The organism is Actinomadura scrupuli, from assembly GCF_050971785.1.
GTDB classification, from domain to species: Bacteria; Actinomycetota; Actinomycetes; order Streptosporangiales; family Streptosporangiaceae; genus Actinomadura_E; species Actinomadura_E scrupuli.
Map to the genome: position 1 here is coordinate 753,611 of NZ_JBPCCU010000001.1, position 22,768 is coordinate 776,378.

The 22,768-nt window shown below is 71.1% G+C and carries 26 protein-coding genes; 16 read left to right on the plus strand and 10 right to left on the minus strand.

Annotated features, from left to right (window positions below; genetic code table 11):
- Positions 1-85 precede the first annotated feature (85 nt).
- Together ACRYCC_RS03475 and ACRYCC_RS03480 are read right to left on the minus strand one after the other, a co-directional pair.
- Complete coding sequence (locus ACRYCC_RS03475) at positions 86-787, minus strand: DUF4230 domain-containing protein (protein ID WP_433808587.1); 702 nt, start codon at positions 785-787, stop codon at positions 86-88.
- Positions 788-821: 34 nt separating this feature from the next.
- On the minus strand, positions 822-1,658 hold the full coding sequence (locus ACRYCC_RS03480) for a DUF2127 domain-containing protein (RefSeq protein WP_433808589.1): 837 nt from the start codon (positions 1,656-1,658) through the stop codon (positions 822-824).
- A gap of 206 nt (positions 1,659-1,864) precedes the next feature.
- Between ACRYCC_RS03480 and ACRYCC_RS03485 the strand changes: the two genes are divergently transcribed.
- Positions 1,865-2,161 carry a DUF3817 domain-containing protein gene (locus ACRYCC_RS03485; RefSeq protein WP_433808591.1) on the plus strand — a complete coding sequence of 99 codons (297 nt, stop codon included), beginning with the start codon at positions 1,865-1,867 and terminating at the stop codon, positions 2,159-2,161.
- A gap of 41 nt (positions 2,162-2,202) precedes the next feature.
- On the opposite strand, the gene ACRYCC_RS03490 is transcribed toward ACRYCC_RS03485, so the two are convergent.
- Together ACRYCC_RS03490 and ACRYCC_RS03495 are read right to left on the minus strand one after the other, a co-directional pair.
- Positions 2,203-3,453 carry a hypothetical protein gene (locus tag ACRYCC_RS03490; RefSeq protein ID WP_433808593.1) on the minus strand — a complete coding sequence of 417 codons (1,251 nt, stop codon included), beginning with the start codon at positions 3,451-3,453 and terminating at the stop codon, positions 2,203-2,205.
- Positions 3,446-4,276 carry an ATP-binding cassette domain-containing protein gene (locus ACRYCC_RS03495; RefSeq protein ID WP_433808595.1) on the minus strand — a complete coding sequence of 277 codons (831 nt, stop codon included), beginning with the start codon at positions 4,274-4,276 and terminating at the stop codon, positions 3,446-3,448. Before ACRYCC_RS03495 ends, ACRYCC_RS03490 begins: the two co-directional genes overlap by 8 nt.
- A 406-nt stretch (positions 4,277-4,682) precedes the next feature.
- Here ACRYCC_RS03495 and ACRYCC_RS03500 point away from each other — a divergent pair, with 406 nt between their 5' ends.
- The 3 genes from ACRYCC_RS03500 to ACRYCC_RS03510 all read left to right on the plus strand — a co-directional run bounded on the left by ACRYCC_RS03500 (position 4,683) and on the right by ACRYCC_RS03510 (position 7,776).
- Complete coding sequence (locus ACRYCC_RS03500; protein ID WP_433808597.1) at positions 4,683-5,618, plus strand: tetratricopeptide repeat protein; 936 nt, start codon at positions 4,683-4,685, stop codon at positions 5,616-5,618.
- 66 nt (positions 5,619-5,684) lie between these two features.
- A complete protein-coding gene (locus tag ACRYCC_RS03505) occupies positions 5,685-6,332 on the plus strand; it encodes a cytidylate kinase-like family protein (protein ID WP_433808599.1) in 648 nt (215 codons plus the stop codon).
- A 40-nt stretch (positions 6,333-6,372) separates the two neighbouring features.
- Entirely contained in the window at positions 6,373-7,776 is a 1,404-nt protein-coding gene (locus ACRYCC_RS03510) for an NAD-dependent malic enzyme (protein ID WP_433808600.1), read from the plus strand.
- 299 nt (positions 7,777-8,075) lie between these two features.
- Here the strand turns inward: ACRYCC_RS03510 and ACRYCC_RS03515 are convergent, their stop codons facing one another.
- Complete coding sequence (locus tag ACRYCC_RS03515; protein WP_433808602.1) at positions 8,076-8,849, minus strand: hypothetical protein; 774 nt, start codon at positions 8,847-8,849, stop codon at positions 8,076-8,078.
- 156 nt (positions 8,850-9,005) lie between these two features.
- Here ACRYCC_RS03515 and ACRYCC_RS03520 point away from each other — a divergent pair, with 156 nt between their 5' ends.
- The 4 genes from ACRYCC_RS03520 to ACRYCC_RS03535 all read left to right on the plus strand — a co-directional run bounded on the left by ACRYCC_RS03520 (position 9,006) and on the right by ACRYCC_RS03535 (position 12,855).
- A complete protein-coding gene (locus ACRYCC_RS03520) occupies positions 9,006-9,599 on the plus strand; it encodes a YqgE/AlgH family protein (RefSeq protein WP_433808604.1) in 594 nt (197 codons plus the stop codon).
- A gap of 9 nt (positions 9,600-9,608) precedes the next feature.
- On the plus strand, positions 9,609-9,854 hold the full coding sequence (locus ACRYCC_RS03525; protein WP_433808606.1) for a DUF3039 domain-containing protein: 246 nt from the start codon (positions 9,609-9,611) through the stop codon (positions 9,852-9,854).
- A gap of 124 nt (positions 9,855-9,978) precedes the next feature.
- On the plus strand, positions 9,979-10,887 hold the full coding sequence (locus tag ACRYCC_RS03530; RefSeq protein WP_433808608.1) for a zinc metalloprotease: 909 nt from the start codon (positions 9,979-9,981) through the stop codon (positions 10,885-10,887).
- A 174-nt stretch (positions 10,888-11,061) separates the two neighbouring features.
- Positions 11,062-12,855, plus strand: coding sequence for a DEAD/DEAH box helicase (locus tag ACRYCC_RS03535; protein ID WP_433809907.1), 1,794 nt, complete (start codon positions 11,062-11,064; stop codon positions 12,853-12,855).
- An 84-nt stretch (positions 12,856-12,939) separates the two neighbouring features.
- Here the strand turns inward: ACRYCC_RS03535 and ACRYCC_RS03540 are convergent, their stop codons facing one another.
- The 4 genes from ACRYCC_RS03540 to ACRYCC_RS03555 all read right to left on the minus strand — a co-directional run bounded on the left by ACRYCC_RS03540 (position 12,940) and on the right by ACRYCC_RS03555 (position 16,083).
- The gene (locus ACRYCC_RS03540; protein WP_433808610.1) at positions 12,940-13,470 is read right to left on the minus strand and encodes a gluconokinase; all 531 of its coding nucleotides are present in this window, start codon (positions 13,468-13,470) and stop codon (positions 12,940-12,942) included.
- A 36-nt stretch (positions 13,471-13,506) separates the two neighbouring features.
- Positions 13,507-14,085 (minus strand): nicotinamidase, encoded by a 579-nt coding sequence (locus tag ACRYCC_RS03545; protein ID WP_433808612.1) that lies wholly within the window; start codon positions 14,083-14,085, stop codon positions 13,507-13,509.
- A 73-nt stretch (positions 14,086-14,158) separates the two neighbouring features.
- Entirely contained in the window at positions 14,159-14,677 is a 519-nt protein-coding gene (locus tag ACRYCC_RS03550) for a MarR family winged helix-turn-helix transcriptional regulator (protein ID WP_433808614.1), read from the minus strand.
- A gap of 74 nt (positions 14,678-14,751) precedes the next feature.
- Complete coding sequence (locus tag ACRYCC_RS03555) at positions 14,752-16,083, minus strand: nicotinate phosphoribosyltransferase (RefSeq protein ID WP_433808616.1); 1,332 nt, start codon at positions 16,081-16,083, stop codon at positions 14,752-14,754.
- A gap of 87 nt (positions 16,084-16,170) precedes the next feature.
- Between ACRYCC_RS03555 and clpS the strand changes: the two genes are divergently transcribed.
- The 6 genes from clpS to ACRYCC_RS03585 all read left to right on the plus strand — a co-directional run bounded on the left by clpS (position 16,171) and on the right by ACRYCC_RS03585 (position 19,741).
- Positions 16,171-16,413, plus strand: a complete 243-nt coding sequence (gene clpS, locus ACRYCC_RS03560) for an ATP-dependent Clp protease adapter ClpS (protein ID WP_433809908.1) — start codon at positions 16,171-16,173, stop codon at positions 16,411-16,413.
- Positions 16,414-16,956, plus strand: coding sequence for a DUF2017 domain-containing protein (locus ACRYCC_RS03565; RefSeq protein WP_433808620.1), 543 nt, complete (start codon positions 16,414-16,416; stop codon positions 16,954-16,956).
- Between the two features lie 21 nt (positions 16,957-16,977).
- On the plus strand, positions 16,978-17,394 hold the full coding sequence (locus tag ACRYCC_RS03570) for a M67 family metallopeptidase (protein WP_433808622.1): 417 nt from the start codon (positions 16,978-16,980) through the stop codon (positions 17,392-17,394).
- 230 nt (positions 17,395-17,624) lie between these two features.
- Positions 17,625-17,903: a MoaD/ThiS family protein gene (locus tag ACRYCC_RS03575; protein ID WP_433808624.1), complete on the plus strand. Its 279-nt coding sequence runs from the start codon at positions 17,625-17,627 to the stop codon at positions 17,901-17,903.
- Positions 17,900-18,847, plus strand: coding sequence for a PLP-dependent cysteine synthase family protein (locus ACRYCC_RS03580; protein ID WP_433808626.1), 948 nt, complete (start codon positions 17,900-17,902; stop codon positions 18,845-18,847). Before ACRYCC_RS03575 ends, ACRYCC_RS03580 begins: the two co-directional genes overlap by 4 nt.
- 45 nt (positions 18,848-18,892) lie before the next feature.
- On the plus strand, positions 18,893-19,741 hold the full coding sequence (locus ACRYCC_RS03585) for a nucleotidyl transferase AbiEii/AbiGii toxin family protein (protein ID WP_433808628.1): 849 nt from the start codon (positions 18,893-18,895) through the stop codon (positions 19,739-19,741).
- A 17-nt stretch (positions 19,742-19,758) separates the two neighbouring features.
- On the opposite strand, the gene ACRYCC_RS03590 is transcribed toward ACRYCC_RS03585, so the two are convergent.
- Positions 19,759-20,829 (minus strand): DUF3825 domain-containing protein, encoded by a 1,071-nt coding sequence (locus tag ACRYCC_RS03590; protein WP_433808630.1) that lies wholly within the window; start codon positions 20,827-20,829, stop codon positions 19,759-19,761.
- 171 nt (positions 20,830-21,000) lie between these two features.
- On the opposite strand from ACRYCC_RS03590, the gene ACRYCC_RS03595 reads away from it, so the two are divergent.
- Together ACRYCC_RS03595 and murI are read left to right on the plus strand one after the other, a co-directional pair.
- Positions 21,001-21,801 carry a thioesterase family protein gene (locus ACRYCC_RS03595; RefSeq protein WP_433808632.1) on the plus strand — a complete coding sequence of 267 codons (801 nt, stop codon included), beginning with the start codon at positions 21,001-21,003 and terminating at the stop codon, positions 21,799-21,801.
- A gap of 147 nt (positions 21,802-21,948) precedes the next feature.
- On the plus strand, positions 21,949-22,767 hold the full coding sequence (murI, locus tag ACRYCC_RS03600) for a glutamate racemase (RefSeq protein ID WP_433808634.1): 819 nt from the start codon (positions 21,949-21,951) through the stop codon (positions 22,765-22,767).
- Position 22,768 lies beyond the last annotated feature (1 nt).

Consider the following 22,768-nt stretch of genomic DNA (forward strand, 5'->3'; position numbering starts at 1 on the left):
CTCACCGGACCGTCCCCTCCCGTTCGTGATCATGCAATCGATCGACGATTGATTGCATGATCACGGTGGAGAGGTGGGTGAGGGGTCAGGGGGAGTCGGCCAGGGTCACGGTGACGGTCTTGAAGCCGAGGGCCTTGAGCAGGTTCTCGAGCATCCGCTTGGTGTTCTGGTCGGCCCGTTGCAGCAGCCCGCTCTGCTGCGCGGCGGTCTGGATCTTCTGGGTGGCCAGCACGTACAGCTGTTGCTGGTCGTTGGGGTTGCCGCTGAAGAACTCGCCGATCCGGTCGAAGATGCCCCGCTGGGTCGCGAAGACGTAGCTCTTCTTGGGGTCCAGATTGGTGGGTTCCAGCTGCGCGTGCGGCAGCTTGATGGTCGCGGCGGTGCGGTCCTTGTTGATCGTGATCGCACCGCTGGCCAGTTTGGAGAAGTCCACGTAGGCGTTGACGTTGCCGTTCCCCACGAACAGGGTGCGTTGCCCCCTGATCGCGCTGGGCAGGAACTTGGCGTCCTTCTCCAGGTCGACCACCACCTGGTATTCACCGGTGGCGGCCTCGTATCGTGAGAGGTCGCGGATCGACTTGAGCACGACCGGACTGCTGCGGTCCTTGGTCTGCTCGCCGAACGGATTGAGCCAGCCGGGTACGAGATGCAGCATCTGTGCCGCCAAGGCGATCACCACGACCACCACGGCGAGCAGCAGGGACGTCCGCAACCCGCGCTTCCGGTTGACCTTCACCGCTTGCTCGGTCTCGATCCGCTCTTCGCTGTTAGCTTCTGAGCGTGCCATGAGTGGGGCATTCCCCTAGAAATCGACGATTCACCTACGGAGTGGGTGACTGTTCTGGAGCGGGGGCGGTGGACCCCGCGGTACCTGCCGATTTCGCCAGTGCGCGGCCGTGCAGATCCGGCTCGTGCGTGGCCTGCTCCACCTCCATGAGGGACTCGCTGCGCAGGTGCGCCTCGTGCGCCGCCTTGCCGCCGCGTACGCCGAACAACCGCTTACTGGCCACGATATAGACGATGAGCCCGACGTTGACGACCAGCGCGCCGACGCGGAGCACCGAGATCTTCTCGGTCAGCTCGAAGATCTCGATCGGCAGCCCGAAGCTGGTCGCGACGACGGCGAAGTACTCGCCCCACCGCTTGAGCATCCACAGGCCGACCGCCTCGATGATCTCGACGGCGGCGTAGGCGAGCAGCGCGACCGCCACCCAGACCAGGGTGGTCGACTTAAGCTCGAAGACGTGCCGGATGGAAGTGACGATCTTCGAGGTGTCGAGATCCACGCCGATCTGCTTGGCGACGGGCTTGAGGATGGGGATCTCGCGCTCGAAGATCTCCTGGATCGACTCCCGGCTGCGCGAGAACTGCCATACGCCCCACGCCGCGAACACCACGATGACCCCGCGCACCGCCCGCTCGAACGCGAAGAACCGCATGATGAAGGCGTCCCGGAGCGCGCGCCCGCGCGGCACCAGCGGCGCCTCGTCGGCGGGCCCGGCACCGTGCGGCGCGCCGTGCACGTAGGTGCCGCAGCGCAGGCATCGCCAGGCCTCGCCCGAGGGGGTGGGCACGTGCAGTTTGTCGCGCAGTCGGGTCTCGTCCGGCGCGTAGGTGATGTGACCCTTACGCGCACACGTCAGCAGGCTCCAGTCCACGGGGCAACCCTAGGGCGAACCGGCCGCGCCGCGCCTGGGTTCGCTGTCCCGTCCGGACCGGGACTTCCCGTCCTCGCGGACCGCCCCTCAGCCGCGTACCGCTCCCGCGGCCGGGGCCGCTTCCGGTGCCGGCGGGCGCGGGTGGTGTGAGCAGGGCCATAACGGGGTCCCGGAACCACTCAGGGGCCTCTCCCGTTGAGCCCGTCGTGGACATCGTTCGTACCCTCCGGCTCGTCTCCGTGGCGGAGGCGACCTCGTTCCTGCTGCTGCTCGTCGCCACCGCGGTGAAGTACGGCGCGGACGCCCCGCTGGGCGTGCGCATCCTGGGCCCGGTGCACGGGACCCTGTTCATCGCCTACTGCGCCCTGGTGGTGCTGGCGCGCGAGCGGACCGGCTGGGACGGCCGCCGGACACTGCTGGCGCTCGTCGCGGGGGTGCTGCCCTTCGCGCCGTTCTACGTGGAGCGCGCCTGGCTCCGGCCGGCGGCCCCCGGGCAGGGCTGAGCGGCGGCGGGGCTCCGGAGGGGGAGAGGGCCTCGCCGCGCTCAGCCCGTGAAGTCGCGCGGCTTGAGCGAGCAGCGGCGGTAGTCGGTGAAGTGCGCGCGGAGCCAGCCGCGGCGGGTCTGCTCGCTCCAGCGGCCGAACCGCCGGGCGGTCGCCTGATCGGGTACCGGCGCCGGGTGCTCGTCGAGCAGCCAGGCACTGACCATGTTGCTGTAGAGCATGCCGCGCATGTGGTCCGGGGCGGCGCAGACGCGGGCGTCGATCAGGCCGAGCCCGATCTCCTGAGCCGCCCGGTGCCCGTAGCCGGGAGCCAGATCGGTCAGGTGCACGCGCGCCACGCCGTCGCGCACCGACGCCTGCTCCTCGCCGGGTAGCTGCTCCACCCGGGTGAAGGCGCCCCGGGTGCCGGCCAGCCGGGCGGCGAGCGGGGTCACCGCGGCCTCCAGCGAGGGCAGCGCGGACCGCAGTGCCGGATGCACGCACACCGTCAGCGGCCACCTGCCGCAGGTGTAGCCGGTCGGCGCGGGGGCGAGCGCCGCCCCGCCGTAGCCGTGCAGCCGCACCGTGCTCACCGCCGTGACGGCCAGCGCCGCCGCGATCGGCAGCGCGAGCACGGCCCGCCGGGACACCGTCCACACGTAGCCCAGCAGCAGGGTCGCGCCGAGTCCCAGCGACCAGAGCAGCTGGTCGGTGAAGACCCCGGGGCGGAGCCCGTCGAACACCTGGACCTGGCCGATGGCCGCGGGCGGGAGCAGGCTCAGCCAGGAGGAGCCGTCGGTGCGCAGCGTCGCCCACAACGTGGTCGCCACCGCCACCGCGACCACCGCGGGCGGGCCGGCGAGCACCCGGCCCGCCAGGCAGCCGAGCACGGCGTGCAGCACCAGGGCCGCCGCACCGGCCAGCAGCCCGGCCGGCCGCAGATCCCACGTGCCCGCCCGCAGCAGGGTCTCCCCGACGATCACTCCCGCGACGACCCCGTAGGCCAGCAGCGAGATCACCGTCAGCAGCAGCAGGTCCAGCAACGGACCCGTCACGGCCGAACGCGGGGTGAGGAGGCGCACGTGGTCCAGGCGCCGTTCGCGGACCGCGCCCCACGCGGCGAGCGTCGCCGTGGCCGGGCCCAGCAGGCGCACCGAGGCGCTGACTGCCACCACGGTGTTGTCCCAGTAGGCGACGCCCGGGATGAGGGATCGCCAGGCGAGCGCCAGACCCAGCACGGCGAGCACCGGCACCGCGATCGGCGCCATGGTCCTGCGGGCGTCCATCCGCAGCACCCAGGCCAGCTCAGCCACCGGCGCCGCTTCCCACCGGCAGCCGCTCCAGCCTGCGGTGCGCGTCCAGGGCCGTGGCGGCCCGCGCGGTGCGGCCCGGCGCGTCGACCCGAGGTCCGGCGGCGTCGCCGGTGAGGATGGCCGGCCCGCCGACCGGAAGGCGCGATCCGCGCACGCCCCCCGCGACCGGCCACGGCCGGGTGGCGAGCTCGGTGAGCCGGCCACGGGCGAGGGCGAAGACCTGGTCGCACCACCCCGCCAGCCGCCCCGCGGACGGCCCGGTCACCAGCACCGTCGGGGCCAGCGAGCTCAGCAGCGGGACGAGTTCGTCGGCGGCCTGGTCGGTCAACCCGGTCAGCGGCTCGTCCAGGAGCACCAGATCCGGGTCGTGGACGCAGGTGGCGGCCAGCGCCGCCCGCAGCCGTACGTCGGCCGGCAGCATCCCCAGCTTCATCGCCGTCACGTCACCGAGCTCCAGCCGTTCCAGGATCGCCTGGACGGCCGGCATGGAAGTGCGTTTATAAGAGGCCGAGTAAGCGACGAAGTCACGAACGCGGAGACCGGCCGCCCAGCCGAAATCAGCGGGCAGATATCCGATCCGCGCCCGCAAGCGCCGCAGATCGGCGGAACTGCCGGTGGCATATCCGAGAATATCGAGCGCGCCGACATGTGGACGGCGCATGGTTGCGAACGTGGCGAGCAGGGTTGACTTTCCCGCACCTGGCGAACCGGTCAAACCGATCACACCTCCGGCGATACCGAAGGTCGCCGGACGCAGGAGCCACCGCCCCCCGCGGCGGACACCCATTTCTCTGGCCACGATCGTGGAAATATCCGCGATCATTTGTTAACCCCCCATTAGCGTCGTGCGGCCGGGACGGGCGGCGGATTTTGGACGCATTACCCGCTACTCCCCCCGGAGTGCGGAACGCCTACCCACTTTTGCCGTCGCTACACGCATCGACTTCTGAACTATAACCAGGCTTGGCGTTGGCTGTCAGCTCTCTTTTGTGCTCCGCCCGAGACGGCGGTGGCCTTATGTGCGATGTGCCGTGAGTGCGAGGGCTATGGGGGGCCAATGCGTATTTTCCGGGAAACCGGACAGCGGCAATTCGGAAATGCGGCTTCGGTGCGCACGCCGTGCGGGGGTGAGGAGTTCCGCCCGACGGGCCCGGCGTGGACGCGGGGCGTTCGCCCGCAGGTGCCGTACAGGCGCACGGAACCCGGCGCCGATGGGGCAGGATGGAGACATGCCTTCACCGGACTTCTCGCTGCACGGCGCCATCGACCTCGGGGCCAGGCAGGCCGCCGCCAAGAAGCAGCAGCAACGCCAGGCGTCCGCCGCCGACGGCGGCAGCACCTATGTCGTGGACGTCACCGACGACACCTTCAACACCGAGGTCGTCCAGAAGTCGCGCACGGTCCCGGTGCTGGTGGACTTCTGGGCCGAGTGGTGCGGCCCCTGCAAGCAGCTCAGTCCCGTCCTGGAGAAGCTGGCGGGGGAGGCCGGCGGGCGCTGGATCCTCGCCAAGGTCGACATCGAGGCCAACCCCCAGCTCGGTGCGTACATGCAGCAGATGGGCGTGCGGGGCATCCCCTTCGTGGCGGTGGTGGTCTCGGGTCAGCTGATGCCGTTCCTCAACGGCGCGGCACCCGAGGCGCAGGTCCGCCAGGCCATCGACCAGCTCTTCGACGCGCTCCGCCAGGAGGGCATCCTGCCGGACGGCGCCGACGCGGCGGGGACGGACGGCGCCGAGCCGGCCCCCGTCGAGGCGGACCCGATCTACGAGGCCGCCGAGACGGCGCTGCAGCAGGGCGACCTGGACACCGCCGCCGACGCCTTCCGCCAGATCCTCGACAAGACACCCCAGGACGACTACGCCAAGCGCGGGCTCGCCCTTGTCGAGCTGAGCCGGCGGGTCCGCGACTACGACCCCGAGCGGGTCATGCGCGAGGCCGCCGACCAGCCGGACGACGCCGCGGCGCAGACCCGTGCCGCCGACGTCGAGATGGTCTCCGGCGCCATCGACAAGGCCTTCGAGCGGCTGGTCTCCACCGTGCGCCGGACCGCCGGTGACGACCGCGACGCCGCCCGCACCCACCTGCTGACCCTGTTCGACGTGCTGCCGTCCGACGACCCCCGGATCGCCAAGGGGCGGCGCGCCCTGCAGTCCGCGCTGTTCTGATCTGATCCGTGCCGCCCGCGCGGCTCGTGCCCCGCCCGCCACCGCGGGGCGGGGCATGATGGAGGTGTGACGGCGCTCACGGTGACGATCTCCGCGACGGCCGGCACGGGTGGTGAAGAGATCGGGCGGGCCGTGGCCCGGAGGCTCGGTCTGCCGCTGGTGGACCGCATCATCCCGGGCACGGTCGCGGCGGAGATCGGCTGCTCGGTCGAAGAGGCGCTCGTCCATGACGACCGGTCGGAGAGCGGCCTCGGGCGGTTGCTCGCCGGCGCCGCCCGGCTGCCCAACATCACCTTCGGCGGCATGGACGTCTACCTGCCGCACCACGCGATCGTGCCGGAGGAGGACTTCGTCGCCTGCACCGAGCGGGTCATCCGGGAGATCGCGCGGGAGGGCGGCGGGGTGATCCTGGGCAGGGCGGCCGCGCGGGTGCTGGCCGACCATCCACAGGCCCTGCACGTGCGCCTCGACGGGCCGCGCGAGCGGAGGCTGGCGCAGGTGGTGACCGATTTCGGCGTCGGGCAAAAGGCCGCGCAGCGTATGCTCGACGACAACGATCGTGCCCGCGCCGCATACGTCAAGCACTTCTACCGGGTCGACCCCGCCAGTCCGTGGCTGTACCACCTCGTCATCGACAGTACGAGGCTCCCGCACCGCGCCTGCGTCGACCTGATCGTCTCGGCGGCCCGCTGGGGCAGTGGGTGGGACGCGTAGCCGATCGGACCTGACAACGACGTCCCAGGGAGCAGTTGACGTGGCCAGCCTGCCGAGCGTGTCGTACTCCATCACGGTCCGGCTCGAGGTGCCGGCCGGCGGTAGAGCCGTGAGCCAGATCACCCAGGTGGTGGAGAACGCCGGCGGGATCGTCACGGCGCTCGACGTCACGACCGCCGCGCACGAGTCGCTGCGGATCGACGTGACGATCGCCACCCGCGACACCGAGCACGCCGAGTCCATCGTCGGCGCGCTCGAGATGATCGAGGACCTCACGATCCACAAGGTCAGCGACCGGACCTTCCTCATGCATCTCGGCGGCAAGATCGAGATGCGGTCGAAGGTGCCGTTGCGGACCCGCGACGAGCTCTCCATGGCCTACACCCCCGGCGTCGCCCGGGTCTCCCTGGCGATCGCGCGCAACCCCGAGGATGTCCGGCGGCTGACCATCAAGCGCAACAGCGTCGCGGTGGTCACCGACGGCTCCGCGGTGCTCGGCCTGGGCAACATCGGCCCGGAGGCGGCGCTGCCGGTCATGGAGGGCAAGGCGGCGCTGTTCAAGCGCTTCGCCGACATCGACGCCTGGCCGATCTGCCTGGACACCCAGGACACCGACGAGATCGTACGGACCGTACAGATCATCGCTCCCGGCTTCGGCGGCATCAACCTGGAGGACATCTCCGCGCCGCGCTGTTTCGAGGTGGAGGCGCGGCTCCGCGAGCTGCTGGACATACCGGTCTTCCACGACGACCAGCACGGCACCGCGATCTGTGTCAGCGCCGCGCTCACCAACGCGCTGCGGGTCGTCGGCAAGGACCTCGCCTCGGTGCGCATCGCCATGGCGGGCGCGGGCGCGGCGGGCAGCGCCATCCTCAAGCTGCTGCTGCACGCGGGTGCCTCGCAGGTGGTGGTCTGCGACTTCCTGGGCGCCGTGCACCGGGGCCGCGACGACCTCGACGACTCGCTGCGCTGGATCGCCGAGAACACCAACGCCGACAACTACGCCGGGGACCTCAAGGGCGCGGTCAAGGGCGCCGACGTGTTCATCGGGGTCTCCGCCCCGGGCATCCTGTCCGGCGACGACATCGCCACGATGAACGACGACGCCATCGTGTTCGCACTGGCCAATCCCGAGCCCGAGGTCTCGCCGGACGCCGCCCGCGAGCACGCCGCCGTCGTCGCGACCGGCCGCAGCGACTACCCCAACCAGATCAACAACGTGCTGGCCTTCCCCGGGGTGTTCCGCGGCCTGCTGGACGCGCAGAGCAGGACGATCACCACGGACATGCTGCTGGCCGCCGCCCAGGCGCTGTCGGCCATCGTCACCGACGCCGAGCTCGGGCCGAACTACATCGTGCCCAGCGTCTTCCACCCCGATGTCACCAAGGCCGTCGCCGCGGCCGTACGCGAGGCGGCGGGCGGCAGGCCGCGCACGGAGGCCTGAGACACCGGGGCCCGGCGGGCCGAGCCCGGTCTCCGCAGCCGCTGTGCGGCCCCAGGAAGGCGCCGCAGAGCGGCAGGGCGCCCCGGCCACCGCTGGCCGGGCCGGTGGCGCCCAGGGCCGTGGTGGCCGCCGCGGAACCCGTCAGGGGGCGGCTTGCGCGGCGCTCCGGAGCGGACGCGGCGGACGGCCGGCGACCCGCCGTCCGGGTGGCGGCGTACGGCCGGCGGCGACGACCTTGGTCGCCGTCGGCACGCTGCCCCGGTCGGGCGGGGCCTGCCCGCGGCGCGCCGCCGCGGCTCCTATTCGGAGCCCTTGTCGCCGGAGTCCTGGGATGACTTCCGGCCGCCTGCGAACATGTCCTCCCGGCGGCGCGGCCAGACGCCGCCCCACCAGAAGATGATGACGCCGGTGATCATCGCCGCCACGCCGGTGGCGATCTTCGCGTAGAGCTCGGCGTCGTCCGCGCCGGTGCGCGGCAGGTTCTCGGGCGGGCTCTTGCGCGCGGGCGGCTCGGTCGCGCAGTCCACGGTGCGGGTGACGGTCTGGATGGGCTTGTTCCGCCAGGTAACGACGATCTTGGTCACCTGGCCCTCCTTGACCATCAGCGGGTTGCTGCGGGTGCCCAGCGGGCCGACGCGGTCGGCCAGGGCGACCTGGCCGTCCTGCTCGATGGTGTAGTCCTCGGTGACGACGCCGCTGTTGGTGACCTTCACCGTGATCTCCGGCCCGGCGCAGCGAACCGCCGAGACGGTGGCCTTGAGCGGGACGACGGTGGGCACCTTGGGCGTCACCGTGATCCGCGGGGTCACGTGGCTGGGGGTGGGGCGCACGGTCCGGGTGACCTGGCGGGTCGGGGTCCTGGTCGGGGTGGCGCTCTTCGCGCTGGCGCTGGCCGTCGCCGAGACCTGCGGGGTCGAGCCGGCCGTCACGGTGGCCGTCGGGGTCAGGGTGCTGCTCGATGCAGGGGTGCTGTCCGCCCGCGAGGACGACGCCGAGCGGGTCAGCGCGGGGATCGCGATGAGCGCCCCGATCACGAAGAACACCGCCGCGATGATGACCCTCGGCAACTGCATGCGTCCTCCCGATGGCCCACCACCGTCATGGGTTCCTGTGGACAACCTAGATCATGTTTTGCCTACGCCCGCATTCTGCCGATTACCCAGCGGCAAGAAGTCCCTAACGCGATAACTCGGTGGGCCCTGGTCGGACGGCACCGCATGATGGAGTCCATGCACGACGCCATCGCGGTGGGCCGCCTCCTGGTCGCGACCCCCCTGCTCGACGATCCCAACTTCCGGCGGAGCGTCGTTCTGCTGCTCGAGCACGACGAGCGGGAGGGCACCATCGGGGTGGTGCTCAACCGTCCCACCGAGGTGCCGGTGGAGCAGGTGCTGCCACCCTGGGCAGGGCTGGTGACCGGGCCGTCCGTGGTGTTCCAGGGCGGGCCGGTGGCGCTCGACACGGCGCTGGCGCTGGCCCGCATGACGAGCGGGAACGGCGGGGCCGGCGGGTCCGGGCCGGTCGGCTGGCGGGCGCTGGACGGGCCGCCGGCCGTCGCGCGGGTCGGGCTGGTGGACCTGGACACTCCGCCCGACCTGGTCGCCGCGGACGTGGCCCAGTTCCGCGTCTTCGCGGGTTACGCGGGCTGGAGCGATGGCCAGCTTCGGTCAGAGATCGAAGAGGGCGCGTGGTACGTGGTGCCCGCCGTGCCGGGCGACGCCTTCATCGACGATCCCGAGCACCTCTGGCAGGCGGTGCTCCGCAGGCAGGGCGGTGACCTCGCCTTCGTCGCGACTTTCCCGGACGACCCGAGTCTTAACTAAACTGTCGGCGTGAGCACCAAGATCCTTCCAGAGAGCGACACCCGGCCAGATCTCTCGCACGGCGACGGCGATCACGAGCGGTTCGCGCACTATGTCAAGAAGGCGAAGATCACCGAGAGTGCCGTCACCGGCACGCCGGTCATCGCGCTGTGCGGCAAAGTGTGGGTACCCAACCGTGACCCGAAGAAGTACCCCGTGTGCCCGGAGTGCAAAGAGATCTTCGAAGGCATGCCGAAGGGCGGCGGCGAGGAATAACGTGGGCAGTCACACTGGGTGACGGTGCGGCTGCTCTGCATACGAGCCGTCTTAGGTCGGGGGATTCATGAGGCGGCGAGTTCTTTTCGTCATGCTCGGGGTGGCGGCGACGATCATCTGTCCGATGCCCGGCACCCGCCATATCTCGGCGGACGGGACCGTCGCACCGGGGTGCCGCACCCCATCCTGGCGCGCATCCAGGCTCGCGCACCGGGTCCTGCGCGAACGCGACTCCCTGTCCCACGCGCAGGTGGCAGGTCTCCTGGGCGATCTGCGCCGCAGGCTGTCCCGCCGGTTCGGCGAGCCCGACGACCGCCGGCTGGGGCCCCGGCTGCCGGACACGATCCAGGTCCCGGTGCGTTTCCACGTGATCGCCTCCGGCGACCAGGGGCGGTTGTCGGCCGCCGAGGTCGCCGGGCAGATCGCCGCCCTCAACGCGGCGTACTCGGGCCGGACCGGCGGCGCCGACACCGGGGTCTCGTTCCGGCTGATCGCGACGGACGTCACCAGCAACGCCGACTGGTTCGCCGCTCCCCGGGTGTACGAGCGGCAGCTGAAGACCGCACTGCGCCGGGGCGGTCCCGGCACGCTCAACCTCTACAGCGCGGCCGTCGGCGTCGACATCCTCGGCATCTCGACGTTCCCGCAGTGGTACGCCCTGCAGCCGGTGCTCGACGGAGTCATGATCGATTACCGCAGCATCCCGGGCGGGAGCAATCCCCGCTTCAACCGCGGCTACACCGCGGTCCACGAGGTGGGGCACTGGCTCGGGCTCCTGCACACCTTCGAGAACGGCTGCCTGGCCCCCGGCGACGCGGTGGACGACACGCCGTACGAAGGCGTGCCCACCCAGGGCTGCCCGCTGGTCAAGGACACCTGCCTGGCCACGGGCACCGACCCCGTGCACAACTTCATGGACTACGGCTTCGACGCCTGCATGAACGAGTTCACCGCCGGCCAGGGCGACCGGATCCGCGCGGTCTGGACCGTCTACCGCGGCGGCGCCGGGGCGGCGCGGGCGTCCCAGAGGTAGGAACCGGGGGTGTGATGTCCGCCTCTTCCGCGGGTGGCGCGGGCACCCGCGGATCCGGGTATCCGCCGTTAACACGGCGCCGATGGGTTTGCTGGGACCTTCGCGCGGTCGGCACGTCCTGTCGGTGAGGCTCGGTAACCTTCCAATACCGTGAGCACCTTCGCCGCATCGAGCATGCCCCCAGCCTTCCCGGAGCGGGCCGCCTGGGGGACCGCCCCGTCCCTGCGCGCCTGGCAGCAGCAGGCTTTGGAGATCTACTTCAAGGCGCCCGGCGGCCGTCCGCCCGCCGCGAGCGACGGCGACGGCGACGGCGAGGCCCGCGCCCAGGGTCACGGGCCGCGCGACTTCCTCACCGTCGCCACGCCCGGCGCGGGCAAGACGACCTTCGCGCTGCGGCTCGCGCGGGAGCTGCTGGAGCGGCGGATCGTCGCGGGGATCACCGTGGTCTGCCCGACCGAGCACCTCAAGCGGCAGTGGGCGGAGGCGGCCTCCCGGGTCGGCATCAAGATCGACCCCGAGTTCCAGAACTCACAGGGACGCACCGCCCGCGACTTCCACGGTGTCGCGGTCACCTACGCCACGGTCGCCGCCCGGCCGATGCTGCACCGCAACCGCACCGAGGCCCGTAAGACCCTGGTGATCCTGGACGAGGTGCACCACGCCGGTGACGGGCTGTCCTGGGGCGACGCGATCCGGGAGGCGTTCGAGCCGGCGGTCCGCAGGCTGGGGCTGAGCGGCACGCCGTTCCGCACCGACATCAACCCCATCCCGTTCGTGGAGTACGAGGAGGGACACGACGGGATCCGGCGCAGCCGCGCCGACTACACCTACGGCTACGGCCCCGCGCTGGCGGACGGGGTGGTCCGCCCCGTCATCTTCCTCGCCTACGCCGGGGAGATGCGCTGGCGGACCCGGGCCGGCGACGAGATCACCGCCACGCTGGGCGAGCCGCTCACCCAGGACCAGACCGCGCAGGCGTGGCGGGCGGCGCTCGACCCCAAGGGAGACTGGATCCGCCAGGTGATCGCCGCGGCGGACAAGCGGCTGACCGAGGTGCGCCGGGGGGTCCCCGACGCCGGCGGCATGGTGATCGCGACCGACCACGAGACGGCGCGGGCGTACGCCAAGATGATCCGCGGGGTGAGCGGGCAGGGCGCCACCGTCGTGCTCTCCGACGACCCCAACGCCAGCAAGAAGATCAAGCAGTTCAGCGAGTCCGAGGACCGGTGGCTGGTGGCCGTCCGCATGGTCTCGGAGGGGGTCGACATCCCGCGGCTGTCCGTGGGGGTCTACGCCACCAGCACCTCCACCCCGCTGTTCTTCGCCCAGGCGATCGGCCGCTTCGTCCGGTCGCGGCGGCGTGGTGAGACCGCCTCGGTGTTCCTGCCGTCGGTGCCGACCCTGATGGGGCACGCGTCCGAGATGGAGACCGAGCGCGACCACGTGCTCGACCGGCCCCGGCGCGAGGACGGCCTCGACGACGACCTGCTCGCCGAGGCCAACCGGCAGAACGACAACCCCGACGTGGGGGAGGAGCTCGAGTTCGAGACCGTGGAGGCCTCCGCCACGTTCGACCGGGTGCTCTACGACGGCGGTGAGTTCGGGACGCACGCCGAGTCCGGCTCCGACGATGAGCAGGAGTTCCTCGGCATTCCGGGGCTGCTGGAGCCCGAGCAGGTGACCCAGCTGCTGCGCCAGCGCCAGGCCGGTCAGCTCGCCGCCCAGCGCAAGCAGCGCGGCCGCGGCGCGCCGGAGCCCGAGCGCACCGCCTCGGAGGATCTGCAGGCGCTGCGCAAGGAGCTCAACGGCCTGGTGGGGGCGTGGAACCACCGCACCGGCCAGCCGCACGGGGTCATCCACAACGAGCTGCGGCGCACCTGCGGCGGCCCGCCGGCCGCCCAGGCCTCCGGCGACGACCTCCGCAAGCGGATTGCCAAGATCCGCGACTGGGCCGCGAAGCGGAGTTAGGCCCTTCGGTATCGTCCCGGGCGACGATGCCAGGTGGCGACCGGGCGGGCGGCGGGCGGTTCCGGGGAGGGCTCGACCGTTCGGTCAGTCCGCGTTCAGGTGGAGCTCGTCGACGATCCGCTGGACGATCTCGGCCGGCGGCTCCCCGGAGGCGGTGACGTAGTGGGCGTGCTCTTCCGGCGCCGGCGGCTCCAGATCCTTGAGCTGGCTCTCCAGCAGCTTGGCGGGGAAGAAGTGGCCGTGCCGGGCGGCCATCCGGCGGGTGAGCACCTCGGGGTCGACCTCGAGGTAGACGACTGTGACGCCGGGGCGGCGCAGCACGTCGCGGTACTTCCGCTTGAGCGCCGAGCAGGTCACCACGGCCGGGGTGCCGGAGGCGAGGCGCTCGTCGATCCAGTCGGCGATCCGCTGCAGCCAGGGCCAGCGGTCCTCGTCGGTGAGGGGCTGCCCCGACCGCATCTTCTCCAGGTTGGCCGCCGGGTGGAAGTCGTCGGCCTCGGCGTACTCCCGGCCCAGGCGGCCGGCCAGCATCCCGCCGATGGTGGTCTTGCCGCTGCCGGAGACGCCCATCACCAGGATGATCTTCGGCTTCGTGGTGTGCTCTGCGTCAGTCACGGGCAGTTGCATACCCGGTTTACCGGCTTGATCACGCTACGGCCGCACCACGGGCTCACCGGAGAGCTCGACGCCCTCGGCGCGGAGCACGCTGAGGGCCCGCTCGGTGGTCCCCGCGGCCACCCCGGCGGTCAGGTCCAGCAGCACCGTGGTCCGGAAGCCCTCTCTGGCCGCGTCGATCGCGGTGGCGCGCACGCAGTGGTCGGTGGCGATGCCCACCACGTCCACGGTGTCCACCTCGCGTTCGCGCAGCCAGTCGGCCAGCGGGACCTGGTCGTCCGACGCGCCTTCGAAGCCGCTGTAGGCGGCAGCGTTCCGGCCCTTGCTGAACACGCTCTCGATGGGGGCCAGCGCGAGGTTCGGGTGGAAGTCCGCGCCCGGCGTGCCGATCACGCAGTGCGGCGGCCAGGTGTGCTCGAAGTCCGGCTCGGCGGAGAAATGGCCGCCGGGGTCGAAGTGGAAGTCACGGGTGGCCACGATGTGGGCGTAGCGGCCGGGGTGCCCGGAGACGTAGCCGGAGATCGCCGTGGCGACCTCCGCGCCGCCGCCCACGGGAAGCGAGCCTCCCTCGCAGAAGTCGTTCTGCACATCCACGATGATCAGTGCGCGGTTCATCGGATGCTCCCTGTGGCGTCGGGCGGCGGCCCCCGCCTGTTATCGCGGAGTTCGTCCTGAACCGGACGCTACCTCACGGGCCCGCCGACGTTGAGTCCCGGCCATGGCCTTCGGGCCGCCGCCGGGCGGACGCCCCGGCGGGCCGCGATCGCGCCGTGGCGCCCGGCAGTGCCAGCGAGCGGAGCTGGGGGATCAGCAGATCGGGATGGGCCACCTGCCGGAAGTAGTCGCGGTCGGCCGCCTCGACCTTCTCGATGGCGCGCAGCGCGACCGTACGGCCGGCCTGGGTGACGTGCAGGCGCTTCACCCGGGAGTCCGCCGGGTCGGCCGTCCGGTCGATGAGCCCCTTGCCCTCCAGGGTCCGGACGACCTGGGAGGTCATCATCGCGTCCGTACCGGCGTGATCGGCGAGCTCCCGCTGGCTGGGCGGCTCCGCGTTCCTGCCCAGCCAATAGGCGCTCGCCAGCAGCACGAACTGGACGTGGGTCAGCCCGAGCGGCTTGAGCGCCATGGTGATGCTCCGCTGCCAGCGGAGGTTGGCGTGCCAGAGCAGGAACCCCGGGCTGGAGTCCCACGAGGACGATGCGGCCATGTCCCCACTATGGGCGCGCCGGTCGGCGGGAATCGGCAACGGCTCGCCGACCGGCCCGGATCGGCCGGACGGCGTCAGACCTGGAACTCGGTGGGGATGGCGGCGTAGCCGCGGGAGAGCTGCAGGGAGTGCGAGGGCAGCTCCGCGAGGGCGAGGACGTGCCGCTCCCGGGCGGCCTTCAGCGGCTCCCGGTGCACCACCTCGCCGTCACGGACCAGGGGGATCAGCAGGGGGCGGTCGTGCGGTCCCGGTTCGGGGCTGCCGGTGGAGACGATCTCCGCCTGGGCCGTGCCCGTGCCGTCGCGGTGCCGGAACGCCCACTTGCGGCCGCCGATGCTGGGCTTGCCCACGGAGAGCTTGGCCACCGGCCGCAGCGGCGCGCCGGGGTCCGCGGAGTCGGCGCGGGCGACGAGTTTGTAGACCAGCGCCGCGGTGGGCGCGCCGGAGCCGGTGACCAGCGAGGTACCGACGCCGTACCCGTCGACGGGGGCCGCGGCCAGCGCCGCGATCGCGTACTCGTCGAGATCGCCGGTGACGACGATCCTGGTCTCGGGGGCGCCCAGCGAGTCCAGGAGGGCGCGCACCTCCCGGGCCACGGCCCCCAGGTCCCCGCTGTCCAGCCGTACGGCCCCCAGCGCTGGACCGGCCAGCTCCACCGCCGTGCGGACCGCCCGTTCGACGTCGTAGGTGTCGACCAGCAGCGTGGTGCCGGGCCCGGACGAGGCCAGCTGGGCCGCGAAGGCGTGCCGTTCGCTGTCGTGCAGCAGCGTGAACGCGTGGGCGCTGGTGCCCGCGGTCGGCACGCCGTAGACACGGCCGGCCGCCAGGTTGGAGGTGGTGGCGAACCCGGCCAGGTACGCCGCGCGGGCAGCGGCAACCGCGGCCTTCTCGTGGGTGCGCCGGGACCCCATCTCGATCAGCGGGCGGTCGCCGGCGGCGTGCACCATCCGGGAGGCCGCCGAGGCGATCGCGCAGTCGTGGTTGAGCACCGACAGGGCCAGGGTCTCCAGGAGCACCGCCTCGGCGAACGTGCCCTCCACGACGAGGATGGGCGAGCCGGGGAAGTAGCAGTCGCCCTCGGCGTAGCCCCAGATGTTCCCGGAGAACCGGTAGTCCGAGAGCCAGGTGGCCGTGTCGTCGTCGACCACGCCGCTGGAGGTCAGGAACTCCAGCGCGGGCCCGTCGAAGACGAACGACTCCAGCGCGTCGAGGAGCCGCCCGGTGCCGGCGACCACGCCGTACCGGCGTCCCGCGGGCAGGTGCCGGGCGAACACCTCGAAGACCGACCTGCGCGACGCGGTGCCGCTCTTGACGGCCCCTTGCAGCATGGTCAGCTCATAATGATCTGTGAGCAGCGAGCTTGGGACATTCACGAGTGGAACACTAGGGCTCGGTGTGTGCACCATGGATGGGCAGGTCCATGCGGAGGAAGGGGGCTCAAGTTGACCGCGCCATCACCGGTCGAGATCGAGCAGCCCACGACGGACGAGGAGATGAGCCCCGACCGGCCGTGGCTGGCGATCGTGTGGAACGACCCGATCAATCTGATGTCGTACGTGACATATGTTTTCCAGACGGTTTTCGGTTATGCCAAGGACAAGGCAGAAAAGCTCATGCTCGACGTCCACCACAAGGGCCGTGCCGTCGTGTCGAACGGCACCCGCGAGGAGATGGAACGCGACGTGGAGATCTTGCATTCCTATGGCCTCTGGGCCACGGTCAAGCGGGACGACTGAATGTCCAGAGGGTTCCGGCACGACGACGAGAAGCGGATCACCCTCGATCTGGTGGAGGAGGAGGCCGCGATTCTGCGCGGCCTGGCCGAGCAGCTGCTGGAACTCATGAGCCGGCTGCCCGACGGTGACCCGGGCCTGGCCGAGCTCGGGATCTCGGAGAACACCGAGATCCCCGACGATCCGGTGCTGGCACGGCTGTTCCCCGACGGCTACCAGGAGGAGGATCCGGCGGCGGCCGTGGAGTTCCGCCGTTACACCGAGGCCTCGCTGCGCGACGGCAAGCGGGCCGCCGCCGAGACCATGCTGAAGAGCCTGAGCGGGGACTTCGGCACCGGCGGCAAGGTCATCCTGTCGGACGAGGAGGCCCAGGCCTGGCTGCGGGCGCTCAACGACCTGCGGCTCGCGCTCGGCACCCGGCTGGAGATCACCGAGGACTCCCACGAGCGGCTGGCCGCCCTCGACTGGGACGATCCGCGCTACGCGATGTTCGCGATCTACGACTGGCTGACGCTGCTCCAGGACACCCTCGTCAACAGCCTGTGAGCCTTCACTAAGCTTTGGGGCATGCTGACCATCGAGCAGGCCATCGTTGACAAGATCATCGCGCATGCGCGCGCCGATCACCCCGACGAGGCGTGTGGCGTGGTCGCGGGGGCGGCGGGCTCGGACCGGCCCGGCCGTTTCATCCCGATGGAGAACGCCGAGCGCTCGCCGACCTTCTACCGGTTCGACTCCATGGAGCAGTTCCGGGTGTGGCGGGAGATGGACGACCAGGACGAGGAGCCGGTCGTGATCTACCACTCCCACACCGCCACCGAGGCCTACCCCTCGCGCACCGACATCAGCTACGCCTCCGAGCCCAACGCCCACTACGTGCTGGTGTCCACCCGGGAGCCCGAGGACGTCGAGTTCCGCTCGTACCGCATCGTCGACGGCCAGGTGACCGAGGAAGAGGTCCGTGTCGTGGCGGCGTACGCCTGACTCGGTAAACTGGACTCATGCGGACGATCCAGCGGAGGGCGGGACACGTCTTCCCCGTGCCGCCTGTGCAGAACTTTCTGTTCGGGCACACGCGTGTCGAAGTCGTCTACGACTGTCTCTGACGCGTACTGCCGAGTTCCCGGTCAAACCCTCCCTCTCTGGAATTCCCCGGGCGCGTCGCCGTGTTGACACCGGTGGCCGGTCCGAACAACGCGAAAGTGAGCATTCCCATGGCGATCGAGGTCCGGATCCCGACGATCCTGCGCAACCTCACCGACGGAGCCAAGGCGGTTGAAGGCAAGGGCGGCACGCTCGACGAGCTCTTCACCGACCTCGACGTCCGGCACCCCGGCCTGCGCGACCGGCTGGTCGACGACAAGGGACTGCGCCGGTTCGTGAACGTCTACCTCAACGACGAGGACGTCCGCTTCCTCGGCGGTCTCGACACCCAGGTCTCCGACGGCGACAGCGTCACCGTGCTGCCCGCCGTCGCCGGTGGCCGGCGGTGAGATTCGACTCCCTGCTGGACTCGCTCGGCGGTACCCCGCTGATCGGGCTGCCCAGGCTGTCCCCGTCCGGTGACGTACGCCTGTGGGCCAAGCTGGAGGACCGCAACCCGACCGGTTCGGTCAAGGACCGGGCGGCGCTGTACATGATCCAGCGGGCCGAGAAGGAGGGACGGCTCGCCCCGGGCTGCACCATCCTGGAGCCCACCTCGGGGAACACCGGCATCTCGCTGGCCATGGTCGCCAAGCTGCGCGGCTACAACGTGATCTGTGTCATGCCGGAGAACACCTCGGCCGAGCGCCGCCAGCTGCTGGAGATGTGGGGAGCGCAGATCATCTCCTCGCCCGCGGCCGGCGGGTCCAACGAGGCGGTCCGGGTGGCCAAGGGGCTGGCGGCCGAGCACCCGGACTGGGTGATGCTCTACCAGTACGGCAACGAGGCGAACGCCCTCGCGCACTACGAGACGACCGGCCCGGAGATCCTCGCGGACCTGCCGACGATCACCCATTTCGTGGCGGGGCTGGGCACCACCGGGACGCTGATGGGCGTCGGGCGCTTCCTGCGCGAGCAGGTGCCGGACATCAAGATCGTTGCCGCTGAGCCCCGCTACGGCGAGCTGGTGTACGGCCTGCGCAACATCGACGAGGGCTTCGTGCCCGAGCTCTACGACGCCTCCGTGCTCACCACCCGGTTCTCGGTGCCGTCCCGGGAGGCGCTGCGGCGGACTCGTGAGCTGCTCGAGCAGGAGGGCATCTTCGCCGGCATCTCGACCGGCGGGGCGCTGCACGCCGCGATCGGGATGGCTGCCAAGGCGGTCAAGGCGGGGGAGCGCGCCGACATCGCCTTCGTGGTCGCCGACGGCGGCTGGAAGTACCTCTCCACCGGCGCCTACGCAGGCACCCTGGAGGAGGCCGAGGCCCGGCTCGAAGGCCAGCTCTGGGCCTAGCCGGGCACCGCACGGGCGGTGGGTCCCGCTCGGCATACTGGGGACATGACCTCATCGGCGGAGCCGCCGAGCCGGACCGCCCGCCTTCCGGAGTGGATCCCGCGTTCCCTCTCGGAGCTCCATGGTCCGCGTGCCGGCCGTGTCGAGCCGCCCCTGGACCTCTGCCGGTCTGGTTCCACCTCCTACCACGTGGACGGCTTCCGCCAGCGGGTGGCCCTCTACGAGCTGGTCATCGTGCTGCTGGAGGCCGGGCTCGGCCTGTGCGAGCAGTACGAGTTGTTCCTCGCGGGCGGTTATGCCATGAAGGCCCATGGTCTGGTGGATCGGCCGAGTAAGGACCTCGACTTCGTGACCGCGAGCCCCCTCCCCGTGGACCAGCTCACGGAACAGGTCGCGGACGGCTACCGGGCACAGGGCTTCGTGGTGGAGACCGCGCCGGGCAACCACCGTTTCGCCCGGCTTCTGGTGAGCGATCCGTCGACGGGCGAGTCCTGCGAGATCGATCTGATGAAGACGACGCTGCGGGTGTCCCCCATCGTGGTGAACTCGTGCCCGGTCGTCGGCTTCGACGACGCCGTCGGCCTCAAGATGCGCGCGGTGCACGATCGCGGGATCGCACGCGACCTCATCGATGCCGCCTCGCTCGCGGGCGAGTACGGCTTCGAGCGGCTCGAGTGGCTGGGCCGCTCACACGAACGGGATTTCTCGCTCGAGCGCCTGGCCTCGAGGCTGGAGGCCGCGGAGATCAGGGACGATGCCGAATTCGAGCAGTACGGCCTCGACCACGAGGAGATCCAGCGGATCAAGCGGTTCGCGGCGGAGTGGGCGCAGGACATCAACCTGCGGCTGCTGGAGGAGTCGGCCTTCGAGGCCGACGGCGCCGACCCCGACTGAGCTGCGCGGCCCCGCCGTCACTTGGCGCTGAGCCACTCCTCGGGCCGGGCGATGAGGCGGGCGCGCGCGTAGGCCACGTCCAGGCCCAGCACCATCGTCGCCCGGTAGGCCTCGCCCTCCGAGGACACCATCAGTGCCACGTCCACCGTCTCCGGGGTGGTCAGCGCGAGGGGCAGCAGCAGCTGTACGCGCTCGGCCGCCGGATCCCAGCAGGGCACGGCGACGCGGTAGCTGCGCCGGACCCGCGCCTCGGCCCGCCGGACCGCGCCTTCCAGCACCAGGCTGGCCTGGTAGGGGTTGCTGCGCAGCGGGTCGGGCAGGCTGCCGAGGTTCTCCTGCGACTCCAGCAGGTGCTTCGGATTCACCGCCAGCTCACGCCGCCAGTCGTAGACGAAGTCGCCCGGCGACTCGGTGTAGGTGGCGAAGCCGGGCAGGTCGGGGAAGTGGTCGGGCAGTTCGCGCTCGGACTCCGGGTACCAGCCGGCCAGCTGCCAGGGCGCGCCGTCCGCGTTGCGGCTGGGCACGAACAGCCCGTAGATGGTCTCCTGCTGGGGGGTGGCCAGCCCGGTGTTGAACAGGCTGTAGGCGCCGTCGGGCGAGGTGATGACCTGGCGCTGCTGGTGCAGCCGTTCGAAGGTCCACTCGATGTACTCCCGCAGCACCCACAGCTCGTCGTGCTGCGCGGCGCCCGGCACGCCACGGTTCGCCGACACCGGCCCGGCCCACGACTCGGACTCGGCGAAGCGGGCGAGCTGGTCGAAGCAGTCGTCCTCGCCGGCCGGGGGGCGCCGGTCGGGGTCGGAGCGGAGCGGGCCGAGGTCGGCGTGCTTGTAGAGAACACGCTGGAACAGCCGTGACGCAGGCTGCGGGACCGGCTGGGGGGCCGCGGGCGGGGCCGCCGGCACCACCGAGTGCGCCGCCGGAGAGCCGCCCGCCGGCGGCATGCTCGGCGGCGGCACCGAGCCGGGTGCGGCGGGTGAGCTGGGAGGCGGGCCACCGGGCTGGAAGGCATCGCCCTCGCCGAGGAAGTTCTGGTGGAGTCGGCTGAGGTCGGTGTAGCCGGCGTGCTTCGATTCGTGCAGCGTCACTGGTCTTCTCCGCGTCCGTGGATTCCCAAGAGTACCGATCTGTCGCATGGGTGTGATCTGTATGCATTCCTACCGCATGTAGATCGGGCGGGCGGGAGGGATAAAGTGCCAACCGAACGGGATTCGCTGGGTGCGGCGCGGCTTCCCGCCGGGGCTGGAGAAGAAGGACACATGACGAGGTTCGACGACGCCACCACCGTGAAGCGCGTGCGGGACGGGCGCTACCAGGCCGAACTCGACGCCGGATTCTCCATCGGCACGGCCCCCAACGGCGGCTACCTGATGGCGGCCATGCTGCGCGCGGTCCTGGACGCGTCCCCGCACGAACACCCCGTCGCGACGAGCGCCAACTTCCTGCGGGTGCCCCGGCCCGGCGCCGCCGAAGTGTGGGTCGAATCACGGAAGACCGGCCGCACCGCGGCCACCTTCCGGGTCTCCCTCGTGCAGGACGGCGACTCGATGGTGGACGCCACGGTGACCACGGGCACCCTCGCCGCCGCGGCCGAGCCGGTCTGGTCCGGTGAGCCGCCCGCGCTGCCCCCGGTCGAGGAGTGCCTCCACTTCGAGTCCGAGAAGGGGGACCGCGGCTTCGCCGACCGGGTCGACATGCGGTTCAAACCGGCCACGATGGGCTGGCTCGACGGCCGGCCGACCGGGCGGCTGGAACAGGCCGCCTACTTCCGGCTGCACGAGGAGCAGGCCCCCGACGCGTTCGTGCTCGCCCTCGCGGTGGACGCCCTGCCGCCGGTGGTGTTCAACACCGGCTCCTACGGCTGGGCCCCGACCGTCGAGCTGACCTGGCACATGCGCGCCGTACCGGCACCCGGCTGGCTGGCGGTGCACGGCAGCGGCCGGCTGGTCAGCGACGGCTGGTTCGACGAGGAGGCGGAGATCTGGGACTCGGCCGGCCGGCTGGTGGCGCAGAGCCGCCAGCTCGCCCGGGTCGGCCGCGGCAGGCCCGAGGGCGGCTGAGGCGCCCGCCCGGGCCGGTACGCCGCCCGGCCGGACGCCGCGGCGGTCGTTCAGGCTCCTCAGCAGGCAATGCCGCCGTCATGAAGCTGTGTGATGTAGAGCGCAGGACGCACTGTTACGGCAGGATGTCGCCTAGCCTGTTGGACCATGTCCAATGCGCCGATCGGGATATTCGACAGCGGAGTCGGTGGCCTCACCGTAGCCCGCGCCGTCCTTGATCAGCTACCCGGCGAGCCGATCCTGTACGTCGCCGACACCGCCCACCAGCCGTACGGCCCCAGGCCCATCGCCGAGGTCCGCGCCTACGCCCTCGACTGCCTGGACCACCTGGTCAAGGAGGGCGTGAAGATGCTGGTGATCGCCTGCAACAGTGCCAGCGCGGCGATGCTGCGCGACGCCCGGGAGCGCTACGACGTACCCGTCGTCGAGGTGATCTTTCCGGCCACCAGGCGGGCGGCCCGCGCCACGAGCAACGGCAAGATCGGATTGATCGCCACCCGTGCCACCGTCACCAGCCGGTCCTACGAGGACGCGTTCGCCGCGGCTCCGCACATCCGGCTCACCAGCGTCGCGTGCCCGCGGTTCGTGGAGTTCGTCGAGAGCGGAGTGACGATGAGCGACGAGCTCCTCGACGTCGCCACGGACTATCTGCGACCGATCGTCGACGCGGGCTGCGACACCCTCATCCTCGGCTGCACGCATTACCCATTGCTTACCGGCGTCATCTCGTATGTCGTCGGGAACGGGGTCACACTGGTCTCGAGCGCCGATGAGACCGCTAAGGATGTCTACCGAGTGCTGCACGATCAGAACCTCGCCCGTGCCGAGTCGTCGCCCCCGCCTCTGCACCGTTTCCGCGCGACCGGCGACCCCGCCGTCTTCGCCGTGTTCGGCCGCCGCTTCCTGGGCCCGGAGATAGGCGACGTGGAAAATGCACTGACCTCTTCCGGCCAGGAAAGCCGATAAG